This window comes from Nocardia sp. bgisy134 (genome assembly GCF_965341865.1).
Lineage (GTDB): Bacteria > Actinomycetota > Actinomycetes > Mycobacteriales > Mycobacteriaceae > Nocardia.
Map to the genome: position 1 here is coordinate 1 of NZ_CBDQZP010000029.1, position 17,466 is coordinate 17,466.

General features: G+C 69.2%; 19 protein-coding genes. 11 read left to right on the forward strand and 8 right to left on the reverse strand.

Going from position 1 to position 17,466, the window contains the following annotated elements:
* Positions 1-37 precede the first annotated feature (37 nt).
* Positions 38-322: a GNAT family N-acetyltransferase gene (locus tag ACRWNM_RS33820; protein ID WP_431972236.1), complete on the reverse strand. Its 285-nt coding sequence runs from the start codon at positions 320-322 to the stop codon at positions 38-40.
* Between the two features lie 88 nt (positions 323-410).
* A complete protein-coding gene (locus ACRWNM_RS33825; protein ID WP_431972237.1) occupies positions 411-1,769 on the reverse strand; it encodes an FAD-binding oxidoreductase in 1,359 nt (452 codons plus the stop codon).
* A gap of 190 nt (positions 1,770-1,959) precedes the next feature.
* Between ACRWNM_RS33825 and ACRWNM_RS33830 the strand changes: the two genes are divergently transcribed.
* On the forward strand, positions 1,960-2,271 hold the full coding sequence (locus tag ACRWNM_RS33830; protein ID WP_431972238.1) for a hypothetical protein: 312 nt from the start codon (positions 1,960-1,962) through the stop codon (positions 2,269-2,271).
* Positions 2,272-2,369: 98 nt separating this feature from the next.
* Positions 2,370-2,855: a GtrA family protein gene (locus tag ACRWNM_RS33835; protein WP_431972239.1), complete on the forward strand. Its 486-nt coding sequence runs from the start codon at positions 2,370-2,372 to the stop codon at positions 2,853-2,855.
* Positions 2,856-2,924: 69 nt separating this feature from the next.
* Here the strand turns inward: ACRWNM_RS33835 and ACRWNM_RS33840 are convergent, their stop codons facing one another.
* From ACRWNM_RS33840 to ACRWNM_RS33850, 3 genes are read right to left on the reverse strand one after another with little or no spacing between them, the layout of a single operon-like run.
* On the reverse strand, positions 2,925-3,563 hold the full coding sequence (locus ACRWNM_RS33840) for a Type 1 glutamine amidotransferase-like domain-containing protein (RefSeq protein ID WP_431972240.1): 639 nt from the start codon (positions 3,561-3,563) through the stop codon (positions 2,925-2,927).
* A 3-nt stretch (positions 3,564-3,566) separates the two neighbouring features.
* Positions 3,567-4,406: a maleylpyruvate isomerase family mycothiol-dependent enzyme gene (locus ACRWNM_RS33845; protein WP_431972241.1), complete on the reverse strand. Its 840-nt coding sequence runs from the start codon at positions 4,404-4,406 to the stop codon at positions 3,567-3,569.
* Complete coding sequence (locus tag ACRWNM_RS33850) at positions 4,403-4,873, reverse strand: HIT family protein (RefSeq protein ID WP_431972242.1); 471 nt, start codon at positions 4,871-4,873, stop codon at positions 4,403-4,405. The genes ACRWNM_RS33845 and ACRWNM_RS33850 overlap by 4 nt, the downstream gene beginning before the upstream one ends.
* 405 nt (positions 4,874-5,278) lie before the next feature.
* On the opposite strand from ACRWNM_RS33850, the gene ACRWNM_RS33855 reads away from it, so the two are divergent.
* The 5 genes from ACRWNM_RS33855 to ACRWNM_RS33875 all read left to right on the forward strand — a co-directional run bounded on the left by ACRWNM_RS33855 (position 5,279) and on the right by ACRWNM_RS33875 (position 10,865).
* Positions 5,279-6,394 carry a Re/Si-specific NAD(P)(+) transhydrogenase subunit alpha gene (locus tag ACRWNM_RS33855; RefSeq protein WP_431972243.1) on the forward strand — a complete coding sequence of 372 codons (1,116 nt, stop codon included), beginning with the start codon at positions 5,279-5,281 and terminating at the stop codon, positions 6,392-6,394.
* Complete coding sequence (locus ACRWNM_RS33860) at positions 6,394-6,714, forward strand: NAD(P) transhydrogenase subunit alpha (RefSeq protein ID WP_431971818.1); 321 nt, start codon at positions 6,394-6,396, stop codon at positions 6,712-6,714. Before ACRWNM_RS33855 ends, ACRWNM_RS33860 begins: the two co-directional genes overlap by 1 nt.
* A 5-nt stretch (positions 6,715-6,719) precedes the next feature.
* A complete protein-coding gene (locus tag ACRWNM_RS33865; RefSeq protein ID WP_431972244.1) occupies positions 6,720-8,138 on the forward strand; it encodes an NAD(P)(+) transhydrogenase (Re/Si-specific) subunit beta in 1,419 nt (472 codons plus the stop codon).
* A gap of 124 nt (positions 8,139-8,262) precedes the next feature.
* Positions 8,263-9,393 carry a DUF5925 domain-containing protein gene (locus ACRWNM_RS33870; protein WP_431972245.1) on the forward strand — a complete coding sequence of 377 codons (1,131 nt, stop codon included), beginning with the start codon at positions 8,263-8,265 and terminating at the stop codon, positions 9,391-9,393.
* A 221-nt stretch (positions 9,394-9,614) separates the two neighbouring features.
* Positions 9,615-10,865 (forward strand): MFS transporter, encoded by a 1,251-nt coding sequence (locus tag ACRWNM_RS33875; RefSeq protein WP_431972297.1) that lies wholly within the window; start codon positions 9,615-9,617, stop codon positions 10,863-10,865.
* Between the two features lie 678 nt (positions 10,866-11,543).
* Here the strand turns inward: ACRWNM_RS33875 and ACRWNM_RS33880 are convergent.
* Entirely contained in the window at positions 11,544-12,401 is an 858-nt protein-coding gene (locus ACRWNM_RS33880; protein WP_431972246.1) for an NAD(P)H-binding protein, read from the reverse strand.
* Between the two features lie 80 nt (positions 12,402-12,481).
* Between ACRWNM_RS33880 and ACRWNM_RS33885 the strand changes: the two genes are divergently transcribed.
* Positions 12,482-13,489: an AraC family transcriptional regulator gene (locus tag ACRWNM_RS33885; RefSeq protein WP_431972247.1), complete on the forward strand. Its 1,008-nt coding sequence runs from the start codon at positions 12,482-12,484 to the stop codon at positions 13,487-13,489.
* Positions 13,486-13,908, forward strand: a complete 423-nt coding sequence (locus ACRWNM_RS33890; protein ID WP_245673654.1) for an acyl-CoA thioesterase — start codon at positions 13,486-13,488, stop codon at positions 13,906-13,908. The genes ACRWNM_RS33885 and ACRWNM_RS33890 overlap by 4 nt, the downstream gene beginning before the upstream one ends.
* Here ACRWNM_RS33890 and ACRWNM_RS33895 read toward each other — a convergent pair.
* Both ACRWNM_RS33895 and ACRWNM_RS33900 read right to left on the reverse strand, forming a co-directional pair.
* Positions 13,827-14,675, reverse strand: coding sequence for an SDR family oxidoreductase (locus tag ACRWNM_RS33895; protein ID WP_431972248.1), 849 nt, complete (start codon positions 14,673-14,675; stop codon positions 13,827-13,829). The two genes, ACRWNM_RS33890 and ACRWNM_RS33895, sit on opposite strands and share 82 nt — an antisense overlap.
* Before the next feature lie 52 nt (positions 14,676-14,727).
* Positions 14,728-15,222: an Lrp/AsnC family transcriptional regulator gene (locus ACRWNM_RS33900; RefSeq protein ID WP_431972249.1), complete on the reverse strand. Its 495-nt coding sequence runs from the start codon at positions 15,220-15,222 to the stop codon at positions 14,728-14,730.
* Between the two features lie 143 nt (positions 15,223-15,365).
* On the opposite strand from ACRWNM_RS33900, the gene pdhA reads away from it, so the two are divergent.
* Positions 15,366-16,478, forward strand: coding sequence for a pyruvate dehydrogenase (acetyl-transferring) E1 component subunit alpha (gene pdhA / locus ACRWNM_RS33905; protein ID WP_431972250.1), 1,113 nt, complete (start codon positions 15,366-15,368; stop codon positions 16,476-16,478).
* Entirely contained in the window at positions 16,475-17,449 is a 975-nt protein-coding gene (locus ACRWNM_RS33910) for an alpha-ketoacid dehydrogenase subunit beta (RefSeq protein WP_431972251.1), read from the forward strand. The genes pdhA and ACRWNM_RS33910 overlap by 4 nt, the downstream gene beginning before the upstream one ends.
* Positions 17,450-17,466: the final 17 nt, after the last annotated feature.

The window sequence follows — 17,466 nt, forward strand, 5'->3', positions numbered from 1 at the left end:
TCCCCCCCCCCCCCCCCCCCACAACCGGGGTCACACCTCAGGCGACCAGGTTCGCGTACTCGCCGTGGTCGGCGATGTACTTCTCGACGTACCAGCACGTCGGCACCACCGTGAAGCCGGCTTCCCTGGAGTCCTGGAGCGCGTACTCGACCACCTTGGCCGCGATGCCCTGCCCGCGGAACTCGGGGAAGGTCATGGTGTGGTGGAAGTCGCGGACCTTGGCGTCCTCGCGCTCGGCGTAGTCGGCGTACCCGGCCAGGGTGTCGTCGACGTAGATCTCGAATCGGGTGTCGGCGGCGTTGTGCTCGAGCCTGGTGGTCATGGTGATGCCAACTCCTTCATGCGCGGGAATGTTCCGGCCTGGTCGGGGGTGTGCCGAGTGTATAAGCCGCCCGCGGCGGTACCGGCCCTCAGAGGATCGCGCCCGGGTTAAGGATGCCGTGCGGGTCGAGCGCGTCCTTGATCCGCCGGGTCAACGCCATCACGTCCGGGCCGACCTGATCGGGCAGCCAGGCCTTCTTGAGCCTGCCGACGCCGTGTTCGCCGGTGATGGTGCCGCCGAGGGCGATGGCCAGGTCCATGATCTCGCCGAAGGCGTGGTGGGCGCGGGCCGTGTTGTCGGCGTCGGCGGGGTCGTGCACGATCAGCGGGTGGGTGTTGCCGTCGCCCGCGTGCGCGATCACCGAGACGGTCACGTCGTTGCGCTCGGCGATGGCGGCGATGCCGGTGACCAGATCGCCCAGGCGCGGCAGCGGCACCCCGACGTCCTCGAGCAACAGCGAGCCGAGCCGTTCGACCGCAGGAATCGCGAAGCGCCGCGCCGCGGTGAACGCCTCGCCCTCCTCGGCGTCCTCGGTGTGGAAAACCTCGGTGGCTCCGGCCTTTTCGCAGGCCGCGACGATGATCTCGGCCTCGCGCGCGGCGAATTCTCCCGGCGCGTCGGACCGGGCGACCAGCAACGCGGCGGCCTCTCGATCGAGCCCCATCCGCATCTCGTCCTCGACGGCGTTGATGGCGATGGCGTCCATGAACTCGAGCATGGACGGCCGCAGCGTGCCGGTGATGCCGAGGATGGCTTCGGTGGCGGCGGTGAGCGAGGCGAAACTCGCGACCACGGTGCTCTGCATCGGCTGCGCGGGCAGCAGGCGCAGGGTGAGTTCGGTGATCACGCCGAGCGTGCCCTCGCTGCCGACGAACAGCTTGGTGAGCGAGAGGCCCGCGGAATCCTTCAGCCGAGGACCGCCAAGCCGCACCGGAGTCCCGTCGGCGAGCACCACTTCCATGCCGAGCACGTAGTCGGTGGTGACGCCGTACTTCACGCAGCACAGCCCGCCCGCGTTGGTGGCCGCGTTGCCGCCGATCGAGCACATCTCGAACGACGAGGGATCCGGCGGGTACCAGAGCCCGTGCTCGGCGGCCGCCCGCTTGACCTCCGCGTTCAGCAGACCCGGCTGCACGACTGCGGTCCGCGTGACCGGGTCGACGGTGATCGCGCGCATCCGCTCGGTGCTCAGCACGATGCCGCCGTCCACCGCGGTGGCGCCGCCCGACAGTCCGGACCCGGCGCCGCGCGGGACCACCGGCACCCGGTGCTCGTGCGCCCAGCGCAGGGTTGCCGCGACGTCCTCGGTCGTGGTGGCGCGGACGACCGCCGCGGGCGTGCCCGCGTCCGGATCGCGGGCCCAATCCTGCTTGTAGCCGGTCAGCAGATCGGGGTCGGTGAGCACCGCGTGCTCGGGTAGCGCGGCGACGAGTTCATGCAGGTCCACGCCTGTCCACACTATGCCGTTCCGGGCGACTGGTACGGCCGGACTGGTAATTCGCGGCGCGTCGGGCAAGAATCGCGGGTGCAGGGGCTCGCCGTGCGCGGACCGGCCGTCGTCGTGACGGTGGACGCCCGCGGCCGACGGATCGTTCGACCATTCCGGAGACCTGCCACACATTCGGAGGGTTGACGGCATGCGGGTCGAATCACCGGACTACCGAGAGCTCGTCGGCGCGCTGTTCGCCGACGAGTTCGCCGACGGCGCCGTCGATCTGGAGGCGTTGCGCAGCATCCACGCGGGCGAGTTCGGTACCTGGCTCACCGCGCTGGACCGGTCCGGGTTGTTCGGCAAGGAGGCGCTGGCGACGGTTGCCGAGCAATGGCGCCGCGATCCAAGGATCCTGCTGGACGCGCTGCTCGCCGACGCCGACGACGTCACCCGCCGCCGCTGGCTGATGGCGTGGTCGAGCCTGGACCGCCCGGAACCGCTGGGCCAGATCGGCTGATCTACGACGCCGGATCGGCAGTACTCGAGATCCGCCGAGTCCCCGCCGGTTTGCCGGCAGCTCACCTGACGGTCACCTGCCGCTGCCATGCTGGCCGCGTGCCCGATCTGGCCGTCGCCACCGACTCCCTTGCCGACCGGTTCACCCGCTGGTGCGAGATCGTCGTCGCGCGGCTGCCGTTGGGGCTGGACCGGGTCGTCCCGCCGACGTTCCTCGGTTTCGCGCTGATCAACAGCTTCACCTTCGGGGTCGACCTGGTGCTGCTGACGTTGTTCCACGGCTGGTGGAACTGGCCGGTGCCGGTCTCGATCACGCTCGCCTACGTCTGCGCGTTCGGACTGGCCTTCGTGCTCAACCGCACCTTCAACTTCCACTCGCACGCCCCCGTCGGCAGGCAAGCCGCGGTGTACATCGTGGTCGTCGTGATCAACTACGTGGCCTTCATCCTCGGCGTCGGCAGCGGACTGACCGCCCTCGGCCTCGAATACCACCTCGCGCGCCTGCTCGCGGGAGCCTGCGAGGCCCTCTATATGTACAGCGCTATGCGCTGGATCGTCTTCCGCAACACCACCACCGCAGCCTGACCGCTCCTTTTCGCACTCCTCACACAGTCGGTGCCTATGCGAGGAATACATATGGAGGGAGCGCGGAGGTCAGCGAAGGATCTCCGCGCGGTCGCCGTCGACGAGGACCACCTCGTCGTCGGTGAGGGCCCAGTGCGGAATGCCCTCGGCGCGGTAGTCCGCCGCGAGCCGGTTGCCGAGGCCGTCCGGGTCGGTGGGGGAGTCGATGTGCGGGACGATCCGGCGCTCCACCAAATTCAGTCCGTCCCAGCGTGGTTCGACGCCGCAGGTCGGCGGTACCTCGCGGGGATCGTCCATCGTCTCCAGGCCGTGCAGGTCCGGGGCGAGCAGGCAGGCGCCCGCGCTGTACCCGGCGTAGACGAGCGCGTCGGCGGCGAGCAGCCGGGTGAGCGCGAGATCGGCTCCGCTGCGGGCGAATTGGGCGCGCAGCACGAAGGTGTTGCCGCCGCGTACCCAGATCAGCGGGAATTCGGCCAGCCGCCGCTCCAGATCCGCCGCGCGCCCGACGTAGTCGCGCAGATCGAGCACCTCGGGGGCGTATCCGAGCTTGCGCAGCGGCACCAGGTCGCTGGTCACCGCCGACGACCACGCGGCGGGCCAGGCGTCACAGGCGTTGGGGATCACGGCGACTCGGCCCGGCGCGCCGACGAGCGCGGCGAGCCGATCCGGATGTTTGCCGAACCGATAGGCGGCCAGGAACAGTCGCACGGCTCAGAGGGTGAAGGCCAGATGCCTGACCAGGCGGCCGCCGAGTTCCTCGTCGCCCGTGACCGCGATGTCGCCGAGGTGGTCGGCCGCCTGACGGCGGCCGCCGCCCAGCCGCACGAAAAGCCCGGAGTCCATGGTGATCTCGACATCGGCGGAGCCGTCGAAGGCGTCCACGAAGGAGGCGCGCTCGTCGACCGCGATGCGCAGGGTCTGCTCGAGCGCACCGGTCAGCACGAAGGCGATGCGAGACCCGGTGGGCGCCTTGCCGAGCTTGACGACCACCCGGGGCAGCGACCCGGAGAACTCGGCGAACGCCAGCTCCGCGCGCCTGCCGCCCTCGTCCACCCGGACGCCGAGCGCGTCGGCGATGTCGAGTTCGTGCATCCAGCAGTCGAACAGCCGCACCCGCATGAACCGGCCGTAGGGGACCTGCCCGATCGGCGAGACGGTCGGCGTCGTCCATGCGGCGTCGTCCGTCTCGCGCAGCGCCGCCAGCCGCCGGTCCGTGACGTCGCGGAACAGCTCCAGCAGGCGCGCACCGGGCAGCGGGCGCAGCCGGTCGACCCAGATCTCGTTGAGCACCGCGAGCTCGTTGCGGACGTGCGGCAGCGACCGGACGTCGGTCTTCTCGCGCATCGGATCGTGCGGCGGCGGCTTCTCCCCGAGCAGCCAGGATTCGGTGCCCACCACGTGCGCGACCACGTCGAACACGGTCCAGCCGGGCAGCCGCGACGGTGTGCGCCACCGGTTCTCATCCAGATCGGCGACCAAGGCCGCGATGGCGTCCCACTGTTCGGCCAGCAGCGCGGTCAGTTCGGCGCGGTCTGTCGTCTGGTCGGTCATGCCGTTCCTTCCTCGGTGCCCACATCCTGGGTGTCGTCCTGACGCGCGAGCGTCGCCAGGCCCATCTGGATGGCGGCGGCGGTGCTCTGCGGGTCGTGCGGCCTGCGCAGCAGGAAGCCCTTGGCGAAGCTGAGCTTGTCGCCGTGCCTGCGCGGGATGACGTGCAAGTGGATGTGCGGAACGGTTTGGAACGCGGCTCTGCCGTCGTTGAGCACAAGGTTCGCGCCGTCGGCAGCCAGACTGCTGCGTCGCATCGCCAGCGCGATCCGGTGTCCGGCCCGGAAGATCAGTGCGCCGACATCGGCGTCGAGATCCTCCAGTTCGGTCGCGTGCCGTTTCGGCACGATGAGCGTGTGTCCACGCGCGACGGGACGGATATCGAGGAACGCGCACAGCAGTGCGTCCTCGTAGACCTTGGTTGCCGGAGCTTCACCCGCCACGATGCGGCAGAAGACGCAGTCGTTCACACCCGCGACCATACGGCGTACGAGTGGCGCGGAACACCCCGAACCCTCCTTCGAACATGACGCCCATCACTCCGCGGCTCGGTCTCGAGCGCCTGACCAGTTCGCTGACGTACGGGTAAGTAAGAGACCTGGAGGTTCGATCTTGTGGCGCTCACCTGCGCGGACGACCATCACAACAGAGGCGATCGCCGCGGCGTGATGGGAACGGAGGTGTCGACGGGCCGCGTCGACGCGGTGCAAATCCGACATTTGGGCGGAAACCGACCCCGCCCTGTGATGGGCATCTCAGCTACGCTCACGGCGAGCCGGGTACAGTTGCGAGGATTTTTGGCGAACTTACTCGTAAGTAACTTCGTCCGGACATCGGTCGGTGGCCAACAGCCAGCACGAGAGGGAAGTCTGACAGTGGAGACAACGCAAAACGTTGGCGACTCGTCGCCGCGCGGAGCGCGTGTCGGAGTCGTTCGCGAGTCCAACGCGGGCGAGCGGCGTGTCGCTCTGGTGCCCAAGATCATTCCGGCGCTGCTGAAGCAGGGCGTCGATGTGGTCGTGGAAGCCGGCGCCGGACTGGGTGCGCTCATTCCCGACGAGGCCTACGAGGCCGCCGGTGCGACCATCGGCGATCCCTGGTCGGCCGAGGTGGTCGTGAAGGTGGCCCCACCGAGCGATGCCGAGGTGGCCAAGCTGTCGGACGGACAGACGCTGATCGGATTCCTGGCTCCGCGCAATGCCGACAACCAGATCGCCGCGCTGAAAACGGCCGGTGTGCAGGCTTTCGCGGTGGAGGCGATTCCGCGGATCTCGCGTGCGCAGGTGATGGACGCGTTGTCCTCCCAGGCGAATGTCTCCGGATACAAGGCCGTCCTCTTGGCGGCGTCGGAGTCCACGCGGTTCTTCCCGATGCTGACCACCGCGGCGGGCACCGTGAAGCCCGCGACCGTGCTGGTGCTCGGTGTCGGTGTCGCCGGATTGCAGGCTCTCGCGACGGCCAAGCGGCTCGGTGGCCGCACCACCGGCTACGACGTGCGCCCCGAGGTCGCCGATCAGGTGCGGTCGGTGGGTGCGCAGTGGCTGGACCTGGGCATCGACGCCGCCGGTGAGGGCGGGTACGCGCGTGAGCTGACCGACGAGGAGAAGGCCCGCCAGCAGCAGGCTTTGGAGGATGCGATCAAGGGCTTCGACGTGGTGATCACCACCGCGCTCGTGCCGGGTCGCCCCGCGCCGCGGCTGGTGACCGCCGCCGCGGTGGAGGGCATGAAGCCGGGCAGCGTCATCGTGGACCTGGCCGGTGAGACCGGCGGTAACTGCGAGCTGACCGAACCCGGTGAGACCGTGGTCAAGCACGGTGTCACCATCGCCTCGCCGCTGAACTTGCCCGCGACCATGCCCGAGCACGCCTCGGAGTTGTACTCCAAGAACATCGCGGCCCTGCTGGAGCTGATGCTGGTCGACGGCAAGGTGGCCCCCGACTTCGACGATCAGGTGCTGGCCGATTCCTGCGTCACTCGTGAGGTGAACTGATGTATACCGAATTGTTGGCGAACATCGCGATCCTGGTGCTGTCCGGGTTCGTCGGTTTCGCTGTCATTTCCAAGGTCCCCAACACTCTGCACACGCCATTGATGTCGGGTACCAACGCGATTCACGGCATCGTGGTGTTGGGTGCGTTGGTGACGTTGGGCCGGGTGGAGGATCCCTCGATCGGCATCCAGCTCATTCTGTTCGTCGCCGTGGTCTTCGGAACCCTGAACGTCATCGGTGGTTTCGTGGTGACCGACCGGATGTTGGGCATGTTCAAGGGCAAGAAGCCGGTCGCCGCGGTCGAGAAGGCGGGCGAGTAAACGTCATGGACAACTTGGTCAACATCCTCTACATCGTCGCGTTCTCGCTGTTCATCTACGGTCTGATGGGCCTGACCGGCCCGAAGACCGCGGTGCGCGGCAACTGGATCGCCGCGGTCGGTATGGGCATCGCGGTCATCGCGACCCTGATCGCGGTGCGCGACACCAGCAACTGGATCATCATCGTCGCGGGCCTGGTCGTCGGTGTCGGGCTCGGTGTGCCACCGGCCCGGTTCACCAAGATGACCGCGATGCCGCAGCTGGTGGCCGCGTTCAACGGCGTCGGCGGTGGCACGGTCGCGCTGATCGCGTGGGCGGAGTTCCTCGACACCACCGGGTTCTCGGACTTCCAGCACGGGGAAGAACCGACCGTGCACATCATCGTCGGCTCGCTGTTCGCCGCGATCATCGGTTCGGTCTCGTTCTGGGGCTCGCTGATCGCCTTCGGCAAGCTGCAGGAGATCCTGCCCGGCAAGCCGATCGGCATCGGCCGCTTGCAGCAGCCGCTGAACCTGCTGCTGCTGGTGGTCGCGATCGCCGCGGCCGTGGTCATCGGCCTGGGCGCCGCCGACGGTGGCGCACCGTGGTGGTGGATGGTGCTGCTGCTCCTGGCCGCCGGTGTGCTCGGCCTGATGGTGGTGCTGCCCATCGGTGGCGCGGACATGCCCGTGGTCATCTCGCTGTTGAACGCGCTCACCGGTCTGTCCGCCGCGGCGGCGGGTCTGGCGTTGAACAACACCGCGATGATCGTGGCGGGCATGATCGTCGGCGCGTCCGGCACCATCCTGACCAACCTGATGGCCAAGGCCATGAACCGCTCCATCCCGGCCATCGTCGCCGGTGGGTTCGGTGGCGGCGGCACCGCGCCGGGCGCCGGTGGTGGCGAGCAGAAGCAGGCCAAGGCCACCTCCGCCGCGGATGCCGCGATCCAGATGGCCTACGCCAACCAGGTGATCGTGGTCCCCGGCTACGGCATGGCCGTGGCCCAAGCTCAGCACGCGGTCAAGGAGATGGCCGAACTGCTCGAGAAGAAGGGTGTGGAGGTCAAATACGCCATCCACCCGGTCGCCGGTCGCATGCCCGGGCACATGAACGTCCTCCTCGCCGAGGCCGAGGTGTCCTACGACGCGATGAAGGAAATGGACGACATCAACGGCGAGTTCGGCCGCACCGATGTCGCCCTGGTCATCGGCGCCAACGACGTCACCAACCCCGCCGCCCGCGAGGACGCCTCCAGCCCGATCTACGGCATGCCGGTCCTCAACGTCGACCAGGCCAAGTCCGTGATCGTGCTCAAGCGGTCGATGAACTCCGGCTTCGCCGGCATCGACAACCCGCTGTTCTACGCCGACACCACCTCCATGCTCTTCGGCGACGCCAAGAAATCCGTTGGCGCCGTCACCGAAGAACTCAAGGCGCTGTAGAGCTCGAGGCACTGTAAACGCGCAGTACGGCGGCCCCCTGTTCCACTGGAGCGGGGGGCCGCTTCGTGTCGTCATGGGTTAATTCGGTGGACGCCGCCGGTCCGACACGCCGATCATGGTCGGAATGTTGGAACGCAAGGAACCACTTCGATTGATCGGGCCCGAGACGGGTCCGGCCGATCCGGCCGAGAGCCTGCGGTGGTCCGTCGCACTGGATTCGTACTACTCACCGCGCGATGTGCTCGATGTGCTCGCGCTGACGCCGTTCGCTCGAGGAGATCAGGCCCGCTACCGCAAGAAGCAGCTGGAACGGGTGCGGGCCGACGCGCCGCTGCGCCCGGCGGGTTCGCGGGTCGCCCGCGCCATCGAGGAGGACAACAGCCGGTCGATCCTCGTGGTCGGCGAGGGCTGGACGCTGCGCGCCGACCGGTGGGCCGACCGGTCCGCGGTGGTCGAGGTGACGGCCGTCACCGACGAATTGGCGAACGACATTCTGGCCGAATCGATCCGAGACGCCGAGGAACCGTCCGAGGTGGACGACGGCATCCAGATGGGGTTCTGGTACCTGCACGGGCAGCACGGTCCCCGGCGGCGTCAACACGACATCGAGACACCGGTCTGGTCGGATATCCGCCGCAATTACCCGGATCTTGCCGCGAGCGCGCTGGACCGGTTGATGGCATTGACGCCGAACGACATTCGCGGGCGGCTGCTGTTGCTGCACGGCCCGCCCGGCACCGGGAAGACCACGGCGTTGCGCGCTCTGGCGAGGGCGTGGGAGCCGTGGTGCCAGGTCGACTGTGTGCTGGATCCGGAGATGCTGTTCAGTCAGCCCGGCTACCTCATGTCGGCCGCGACCGAGGTCGACGACGAACGCCGCCGCTGGCGGCTGCTGGTGCTGGAGGACTGCGACGAGCTCATCAGGGCCGAAGCGAAAGCCTCGGCGGGCCAGGGGCTTTCGCGACTGCTGAACCTCACCGACGGCATGCTCGGCCAAGGCCGCGACGTGCTCGTCGCCATCACCACCAACGAGGACCTGTCCCGCCTGCACCCCGCCGTCACCCGCCCCGGCCGCTGCCTGGCGCAACTCGAGATCGGCCGCCTCTCGGCCGCCGAAGCGCGCCGCAGGCTCGGCCCTTCCGCCGCCACCATCCCCGACGAGGGCCTCTCCCTCGCCGAACTCCTCGCCCTGCAACACGGCGCGGGCCGCATCGACACCACCGCGGCCCGCCCGGAATCGGGGATGTACCTGTAGGCGCGCCAGGGTTGGGGCGGATTGGGGAAGCTCACCTGCGGGGACGGGACGCTCGTCGAGGCGTTCGCCGACCGCGTTGTCGGTCGGATCGTCGAGGGTCGACCACGGCATCCGGCTGACGGTCAACCACGAAAGCCGATCCGATCCGTGCCGCTGCCTCCGAGCTCAGGAACGCAGCATCGGTCGCGTCACTGCCGGGTACCGTCGAAGTGGTGCCAGCCATGACGGTCGACGGGCGGACTCGCCTCGCGCGGGGAGCGGTCTTCACGGTGTTCGGTCTGAACGGGTTCCTGCTGGCGATGTGGGTCGTGCACATCCCGGTGATCACCGATCGGACGGGTGTTTCCCATTCGACGTTGGGCATGTTCATTCTGCTGATGGCGGGTGCCGGCATCGTCGGCATGCGGATCGCGGGGCCGCTCGCCGACCGGTTCGGCAGCAGCAGGCTGGTGGGTGCGGCGGCGTTCATAGCGTCGGTGGCCGTGCTCGGTCCGGGGTTCGCGACGGGCCCGGTGTCGTTGGGTGCGGCGCTGGCTTGCTTCGGCTTCGGCAACGGCGCGCTGGACGTCTCGATGAACGCCCAAGCGGTGCAGGTCGAGCGGGCCTATCGACGCCCGATCATGTCGGCGTTCCACGCCCTGTTCTCCGGCGGCGGGCTGCTGGGTTCGCTGCTCGGCGCCGCCGCTCTGCGCGCGGGCTGGGACGTGCGCGTCACGCTGGTTCTGGCCTCGGTGGCTTGCCTGGCGCTGCTGGCAGGAAGCGTTCCGCGCCTGTTGCCCGGCGCCGCCACGCCACACCGGCCGGAGCCGCCCGGTTCGGAAGTGATCGGCCCGGCGCACACCGAGGACGCCGCCGCCGTCCCGGAACCCGGGCACGGGCGCAAGGTGCTGGCGTTGGCCGCGCTCGCCTTCGCGGTGTTGCTCGCGGAAGGCGTCGCCGCCGACTGGAGCACCCTGCACATGCGCGAACACCTCGGCGTCGACCAAGCCACCGCCGCGCTGGCGTTCGGCGCGTTCTCGGTGACCATGACCGCGGGCCGCTTCGCCGCCGACCGCGTCAGCGGCGCATTCGGCCGGGTCGCCGTGGTTCGCTACGGAACCCTCCTCGCCGCCCTCGGCCTCGGCCTCATCATGCTGTCGCCCTGGACGCCGCTGACGCTGATCGGCTGGGCGCTCTGCGGCCTCGGCCTCGCCGGCGGCGTCCCACAGATCTTCACGGCCGCAGGCAATCTCGGTACCCGCACCGCCGCCACCGACATGTCCCGCGTCTTCGGCCTCGGCTATCTCGGCCTGCTCGCGGGCCCCGCCATCATCGGCTGGCTCACCGAGCTGATCCCCCTCAGCACCGCCATGGTGGTCCCGCTCCTCGCCGTCCTCCTCTGCGCCTGGCAGGCGGGTGTCGTCGCCCCGGCCGAGTCGAAGCCCGCCGTCGAATCCCCCAGCGACACAAGGACCTCGGACGACGCCCACTGATCGCCACCATAGAGCCCGCTGCGTTGGCACCCACGGGATGGGCGTGCCGACGACTGAATCCGGGAGGCGCACCGACGAATCAGCCATGCGATCCCGTCCTGGCGCATGGGCGAGGATTCGGGTGCGAACTCCCGCCTTCGGCGGCGCTACCTTGCCTACGGTCGCTGATCTGCCCGTCGACGAGCCATCGAAGTCGAGGCTGCGGGCGATGTGTCCCATCGTCTACGCCGAGACCACCGTCGCGGCCCCGATCCGCCCGGCATCCATCGGGCTTCGGCCCCTGCGCCTCCGACCGGCAGTACTCGCAGGTGGCGGCACCGCCAGCATGCGCGGTGGAGCGGCGACCGCGCTAACCGGCCGACATGCCCGGACAAACCCCTCACGACCCCTCAGCACCCACCCACGGGGCCGGTTCGGGACATCGTCGGCCCGAGGTGGTCCGGTTGCGTGGCGCTCGCCGTTGAACTCCACGTCCGCGGGTGGGTACATTTCACTTCTGACAATTTCAACCGGTCTGCGGCGTCCGGTATTCCGGAGAATCGCGTTGTCCGGCGTGGTCGATTCGTCGATCTGTGCGCCACGCCTCCGCGCGAATTCCATGACAAATGCTAAGTATTCGGCGGGAACCGCGGCGCGGTCGTCGTCGGCTCGCACCTCCTTCCGGCACGGCTGGCACTCTCAGTGCACGGGCACCTCCGTTACCGCCCACACCCCGGCCGCCGCGGTCTCGGCGACGTACTCGCTGAAGTCCCTGGCCTCGCGCCCGAGCGCGCGCCGCACACCATCCGTGGTGGCGGAGTTCCGGCCGTCGAGCAGGGTGCCGAAGAGGTAGTCCAGCAGGCTGATCTCGTCCGCCGGAACCTGGTATTCGGTCAGGCCCGCAACGAAGTCGGTGCGGGTGATCGGGACGAATTGGATGTCGCGGCCGGTGGCCTTCGCGATCTCGGCGGTCGCCTCGGCGAAGGACAGCGCACGCGGTCCCGTGAGCTCGTAGACCGCGCCGTCGTGCCCGGATTCCGTCAGCGCGGCGACCACCACGTCGGCGATGTCGTCGGCGTGCACGAACGGTTCCGGCACGTCGCCGTTGGGCAGCGCCACCGCGCCGGACAGGATGTAGTCCGCGAACGCGCCCTCGCTGAAGTTCTGGGCGAAGAAGGCGCAGCGCACCACGGTCCACGCCAGGCCGGATTCCCGCACGATCCACTCGCACTCCAGCGCTTCGGGTTCGCCGCGTCCGGACAACAGCACCAGCTTGCGCACGCCTGCGGCCTTGGCCGCGGCGCCGAACGCCCGGATGACGTCCGGAGCGCCCGGAGCGGCGAGATCGGGCTGGTAGGCGAGGTAGACGGCGTCCATATCGGTCAGTGCGGGCCCCCAGGTGCTGCGGTCTGTCCAGTCGAACGGAATCTCCGCGGAACGAGACCCGATGCGGACCTCGTGGCCGCTCGCCGCGAGCCGGTCCGCCACCCGGGAACCGGTCTTACCGGTGCCTCCGGTGACGAGGATGCGGGGCTGGGCGCTGTCGTTGCTGTTCATGTATTGAGTACATCGCCCGGAGCCGAGACGGAACATGGTTCAGCCGCTCGCAACCATGCGTGTGCGTCTACTGTGGACCTGTGGATGCGCTCGCCAGTCTGCTCGAAGGTCCACGTGCCAGAGGCGCGTTCCTGATGTGTTCGCTGCTCGATCCGCCGTGGTCGTTGCGCATCCAGGACGAAGCGCCGCTCACCGTGCTGTCGATGATCCGCGGCACCGCCTGGATCGTCCCGGACCGCCCAGCGCCCGGCGCGAAGCCGAAATCGCAAGAGGCAAACAGGGTTTCGGGGACCAGCGAACCGCGCCAATTGCACGCGGGCGACGTCGCGATCTTCCGCGGCCCGCATCCCTACACCGTCGCCGACGATCCGGCGACGCCGCCGCAGATCATCATCCACCCCGGCCAGGTCACCAAGACCCCCGGAGGTGAAATCCTCTGCGAGACCTTGAGTCTCGGCGTCCGGCAATGGGGAACCGACCCGGAAGGCGCCACCATGATGGTGACCGGGACCTACGAGTCCGCGGGTGCGGCGAGCCAACGCCTGCTGCGCGCCCTGCCGCCCATCGCGGTGCTCCCGCACGGCGATTTCGACAGCCGCCTGCTCGACATCCTCGCCGACGAGGCCACCAAGGATCAGCCCGCCCAGGGCGCGGTGCTGGACCGCCTCCTCGACCTGGTGCTGATCGCCGCGCTGCGCGCCTGGTTCGCCCGCAACGACGCACCCGCCTGGTACCACGCCTACAGCGATCCGCTCGTCGGCAAGGCGCTGCGCCTGCTCCAGCACAACCCGGCGCACGGCTGGACCGTCGCGAGCCTCGCCGAGGCGGTCGGCGTGTCCCGCGCCGCGCTGGCCCGGCGGTTCACCGATCTGGTCGGCGAACCGCCGATGGCCTTCCTCACCGAATGGCGCCTCGCGCTCGCGGCCGACCTGCTCCAGGAATCGGACGCCACCATCGAGGCCATCGCGCGCCAGGTCGGCTACGGCTCGGCGTTCGCGCTCAGCGCCGCCTTCAAACGCCACTTCGGGGTCAGTCCCCGCGACCACCGGCAGGGCGCGGCCCCCGCTGAGCTATCGTCGGCCGGGTGACACAGCAGTATCCCGTGCTCTGGCCGGTACCGACTCGGTGGGCGGACAACGACCACTACGGCCACGTGAACAACGTGACGTACTACTCGTACTTCGACACCGCGGTGAACGCCTGGTTGATGCACGCGACCGGCACCGACATCAGGGATCTGCCCGCCCTCGGCGTGGTCGCCCAGACCTCGTGCCAGTACCTCGGTTCGATCAGCTTCCCGGACCAGCTCCAGGTCGGCCTGCGCATCTCCCGGCTCGGCCGCTCCAGCATCACCTACGACCTGGCGATCTTCCGTGACGCCGACGGCTCGCTCGAGCTCGCGGCCACGGGCGTCTTCGTGCACGTCTACGTGGACTCCGAGACGCGCAAGCCGGTCGAGATCCCCGAGGTGATCCGCACCGCGGCCGCCGAGCTCGTCACCGACTGACGGCGCCCCCGGCGATCCCGAGCTCGAGCTGTTCGGTCAGCCAGGCGCGGAACCGCGGGTAATCGGCGTGGTCGGCCAGGTCGACCTGGCACTCGCCCGGCACCATCCGCCCGATGTCGTGGCGAGAGTACCGCGCCCGCCGAGGTGACCGCCTTGATCGCCAGCGCGGCGGCCGCCTCGTCGCCGGGGATCGGATCGCCGTGCAGCAACTCGGTGTCGACGCCCATCGGGCAGACGCAGCTGACCCGAATCCCGCTGTCCCCGTAAGTGACCGAGAGCCATTCGGCGAAGCCGACGGCGGCGTGTTTGGTGACCGAGTACGGTGCGGAGCCGATCTGGGTGAGCAACCCCGCGGCCGAGGCGGTCACGACGAAGTACCCCTCGCCGCGCGCCGACCAGCCGGGGACGAGCAGGCGAGCGGCGCGAACGTGGGCGAGCACGTTCACCTCCAGCGCGGCCGACCACTGCGCGTCGGTGCTGTCCAGGCCGGGGCCGCCGCCGATGCCCGCATTGGCGAAATACAGGTCCACCGGGCCGAATTCGGCTTCGGCGCGGTCGATCAGCGCCTGTATCACGCGCTCGTCGGAGACGTCTCCGCCGACTGACACAGCCTGTGCGCCAAGTGATTCCGCTACCGTGGCAGCCGAATCCGCGTCCAGGTCGGCGACCACGACTCGCGCCCCGCGCTCGGCGAGCCGCCGCGCCAGCGCCGCCCCGATTCCCGCGCCCGCCCCCGTGACGATCGCGACCTTGCCCGAAATCTCCATGCCCGCACCATATGCACGGCCGGAGATGGGCGGGAGGAGCGCGGGCGGGAACTCAGCTGGTTCCGGCCAGCCTGTCCAGCAGCGGAGCGGTACGCGGACCCACGAGTTCCCGCATCACCAGCGCCATATTGGTGCGCTCCACGCCCGGAATCTTGAGGATCTGCCCGGCAATTCGATAGAGGTCGTCGGCATCCTGGGCGACGATCCGGACGGTGAGGTCGGTGAGCCCGGTCATGCCGCACACCTCGGTGACCTCGGGGACCTCGGCGAGTTCGTCCACCACCGAATCCAATTGGTGCTGATCGACGACCACCGCGACGAACGCGGCGAGCGGATACCCCAGCGCCCTTGGCTGCACCCGTCGTTCGAAGCTCCCGAGTACACCGCTCGCCTCCCACCGCGACAGCCGCGCCTGCACGGTGTTGCGGGACAGGCCGAGGCGGTTGGCCAGTTCCACGCCGGTCGCCCTCGGGTTGGCCACCAGCTCCAGCAGCAGGCGCGCGTCGGTGGCGTCCAACGTGGCGTCGACGGGTTCCTTACTGGACATACAACGCAGTATGACACCAATTGGACCGACCGATTTGAGCATTCTGCTCATTCGTATGTCGGCCACTTGCGCAGACCGCCTTCTCGTGGATGCTGTGAAGTAGGACACATTCGTGCTCGGCGCAGATGAGGAGGCGAGCGGTCATGGCGGAGAAGCCCACATACCCGGTGCAGTTGATCCAGCCCGACGGCCGCCGCGTTCTCGATCGCAAGCACGCCGCCCTCGTCGCCGACGTCGGGCCGGACCAGCTGCGCGCGCTCTACGAGGACATGGTGGTCACCCGCCGCATCGACGTCGAGGCGACCGCGTTGCAGCGCCAAGGCCAGCTCGGACTGTGGCCGCCGCTGCTCGGGCAGGAGGCCGCCCAGGTCGGCTCGGCGCGCGCCCTGCACGCCGACGACTACGTGTTCTGCAGCTACCGCGAAGCCGCCGTCGCCTACTGCCGCGGCGTCCCGCCCGCCGACCTCACCCGCCTGTGGCGCGGTGCGGCGCACTACTGCTGGGATCCGGGCGCGGTGAACATGACCAACCCGAACATCGTGGTCGGATCGCAGGGCCTGCACGCCACTGGATACGCCTACGCCGCGCACCTGGACGGCGCCGAGATCGCCACCATCGCCTACTTCGGCGACGGCGCGACCAGCCAGGGCGACATCGCCGAGGCGCTCGGCTTCGCCGCGAGCTGGAGCGCGCCGGTGGTCTTCTTCTGCCAGAACAACCAGTGGGCGATCAGCGCGCCGGTGCGGGTGCAGAGCGCGACGCCGATCGCGCGTCGGGCGTACGGGTACGGCATGCCCGGCGTGCAGGTCGACGGCAACGACGTGCTGGCGGTGCTCGCGGTGACCAGGCAGGCCGTTGCGCGGGCGCGCTCGGGCGGCGGGCCGTCCTTCATCGAGGCGCTCACCTATCGGATGGGCCCGCACACCACCGCCGACGACCCGACCAGGTACCGCTCCGCGGCCGAGACCGAGGAGTGGAAGCGTCGCGATCCGATCGACCGGGTGCGCAGACTGCTGGCGCGGGAGGGTCTGCTCGACGAGGACTGGGAACGGCGGGTCGCCGCCCATGCCGACGACGTCGCGCGGCAGGTGCGCACCGCGACCATCGAGATGCCCGACCCGGCGCCGATGGAGCTGTTCGACCACGTCTACGCGACAGCGCATTCGCTGCTCGACCAAGAGCGGCGGGAATACGCGGAGTACTTGACCGGCGACCCCGGTCCGTCCTCCGCGGGACAGGAAGGAGCACGCCCATGATCACCACCTTCGCCAACGCGCTGAACACCGGGCTGCGCCGGGCGCTGGAGGACGATCCGAAGGTCGTGCTCATGGGCGAGGACATCGGCAAGCTCGGCGGCGTCTTCCGGGTGACCGACACGCTGCAGAAGGACTTCGGCGACAACCGCGTCGTGGACACCCCGCTGGCCGAATCCGGCATCGTCGGAACGGCTTTCGGCATGGCGCTGCGCGGGTATCGCCCGGTCTGCGAGATCCAGTTCGACGGGTTCGTCTATCCGGCGTTCGACCAGATCGTCTCCCAGGTCGCCAAGATCCACTACCGCACCAAGGGAAAGGTGATCGCGCCCATCACGATTCGCATTCCGTTCGGCGGCGGCATCGGTTCGGTGGAGCATCATTCGGAATCGCCGGAGGCTTACTTCGCGCACACCGCCGGGCTTCGGGTGGTCTCGCCGAGCAACCCGGCCGATGCGTACCACCTTCTGCGCCAAGCGATCGCGCTGGACGACCCGGTCGTCTTCTTCGAGCCGAAGCGGCGCTACTGGGACAAGGCCGACGTCGATTTCGGCGCCCCGCCCGAGCTTCCGATGGATCGGGCCCGGGTGTGCGTCACCGGTGCGGACGCCACCGTCGTCGCGTACGGCGGCACCGTTTCTACGGCGTTGACTGCCGCGAAAATCGCCGCGGAGGAAGGACATTCGCTCGAGGTGATCGACCTGCGCAGCCTCGCGCCGATCGATTTCGACACCGTCGAGGAATCGGTCGACAAGACCGGCAGGCTGGTCGTCGTGCACGAGGCGCCCGTCTTCGGCGGGCTCGGCGCCGAGATCGCGGCGCGGATCACCGAACGCTGCTTCTATCACCTGGAATCGCCGGTGCTGCGGGTCGGCGGGTTCGACATCCCTTACCCCCCGGCTAAGCTCGAGAAGCACCACCTGCCCGACGCCGATCGCATCCTCGCCGCGGTCGATCGTTCGCTCGCCGCCTGACCATCGATCCGATCCGA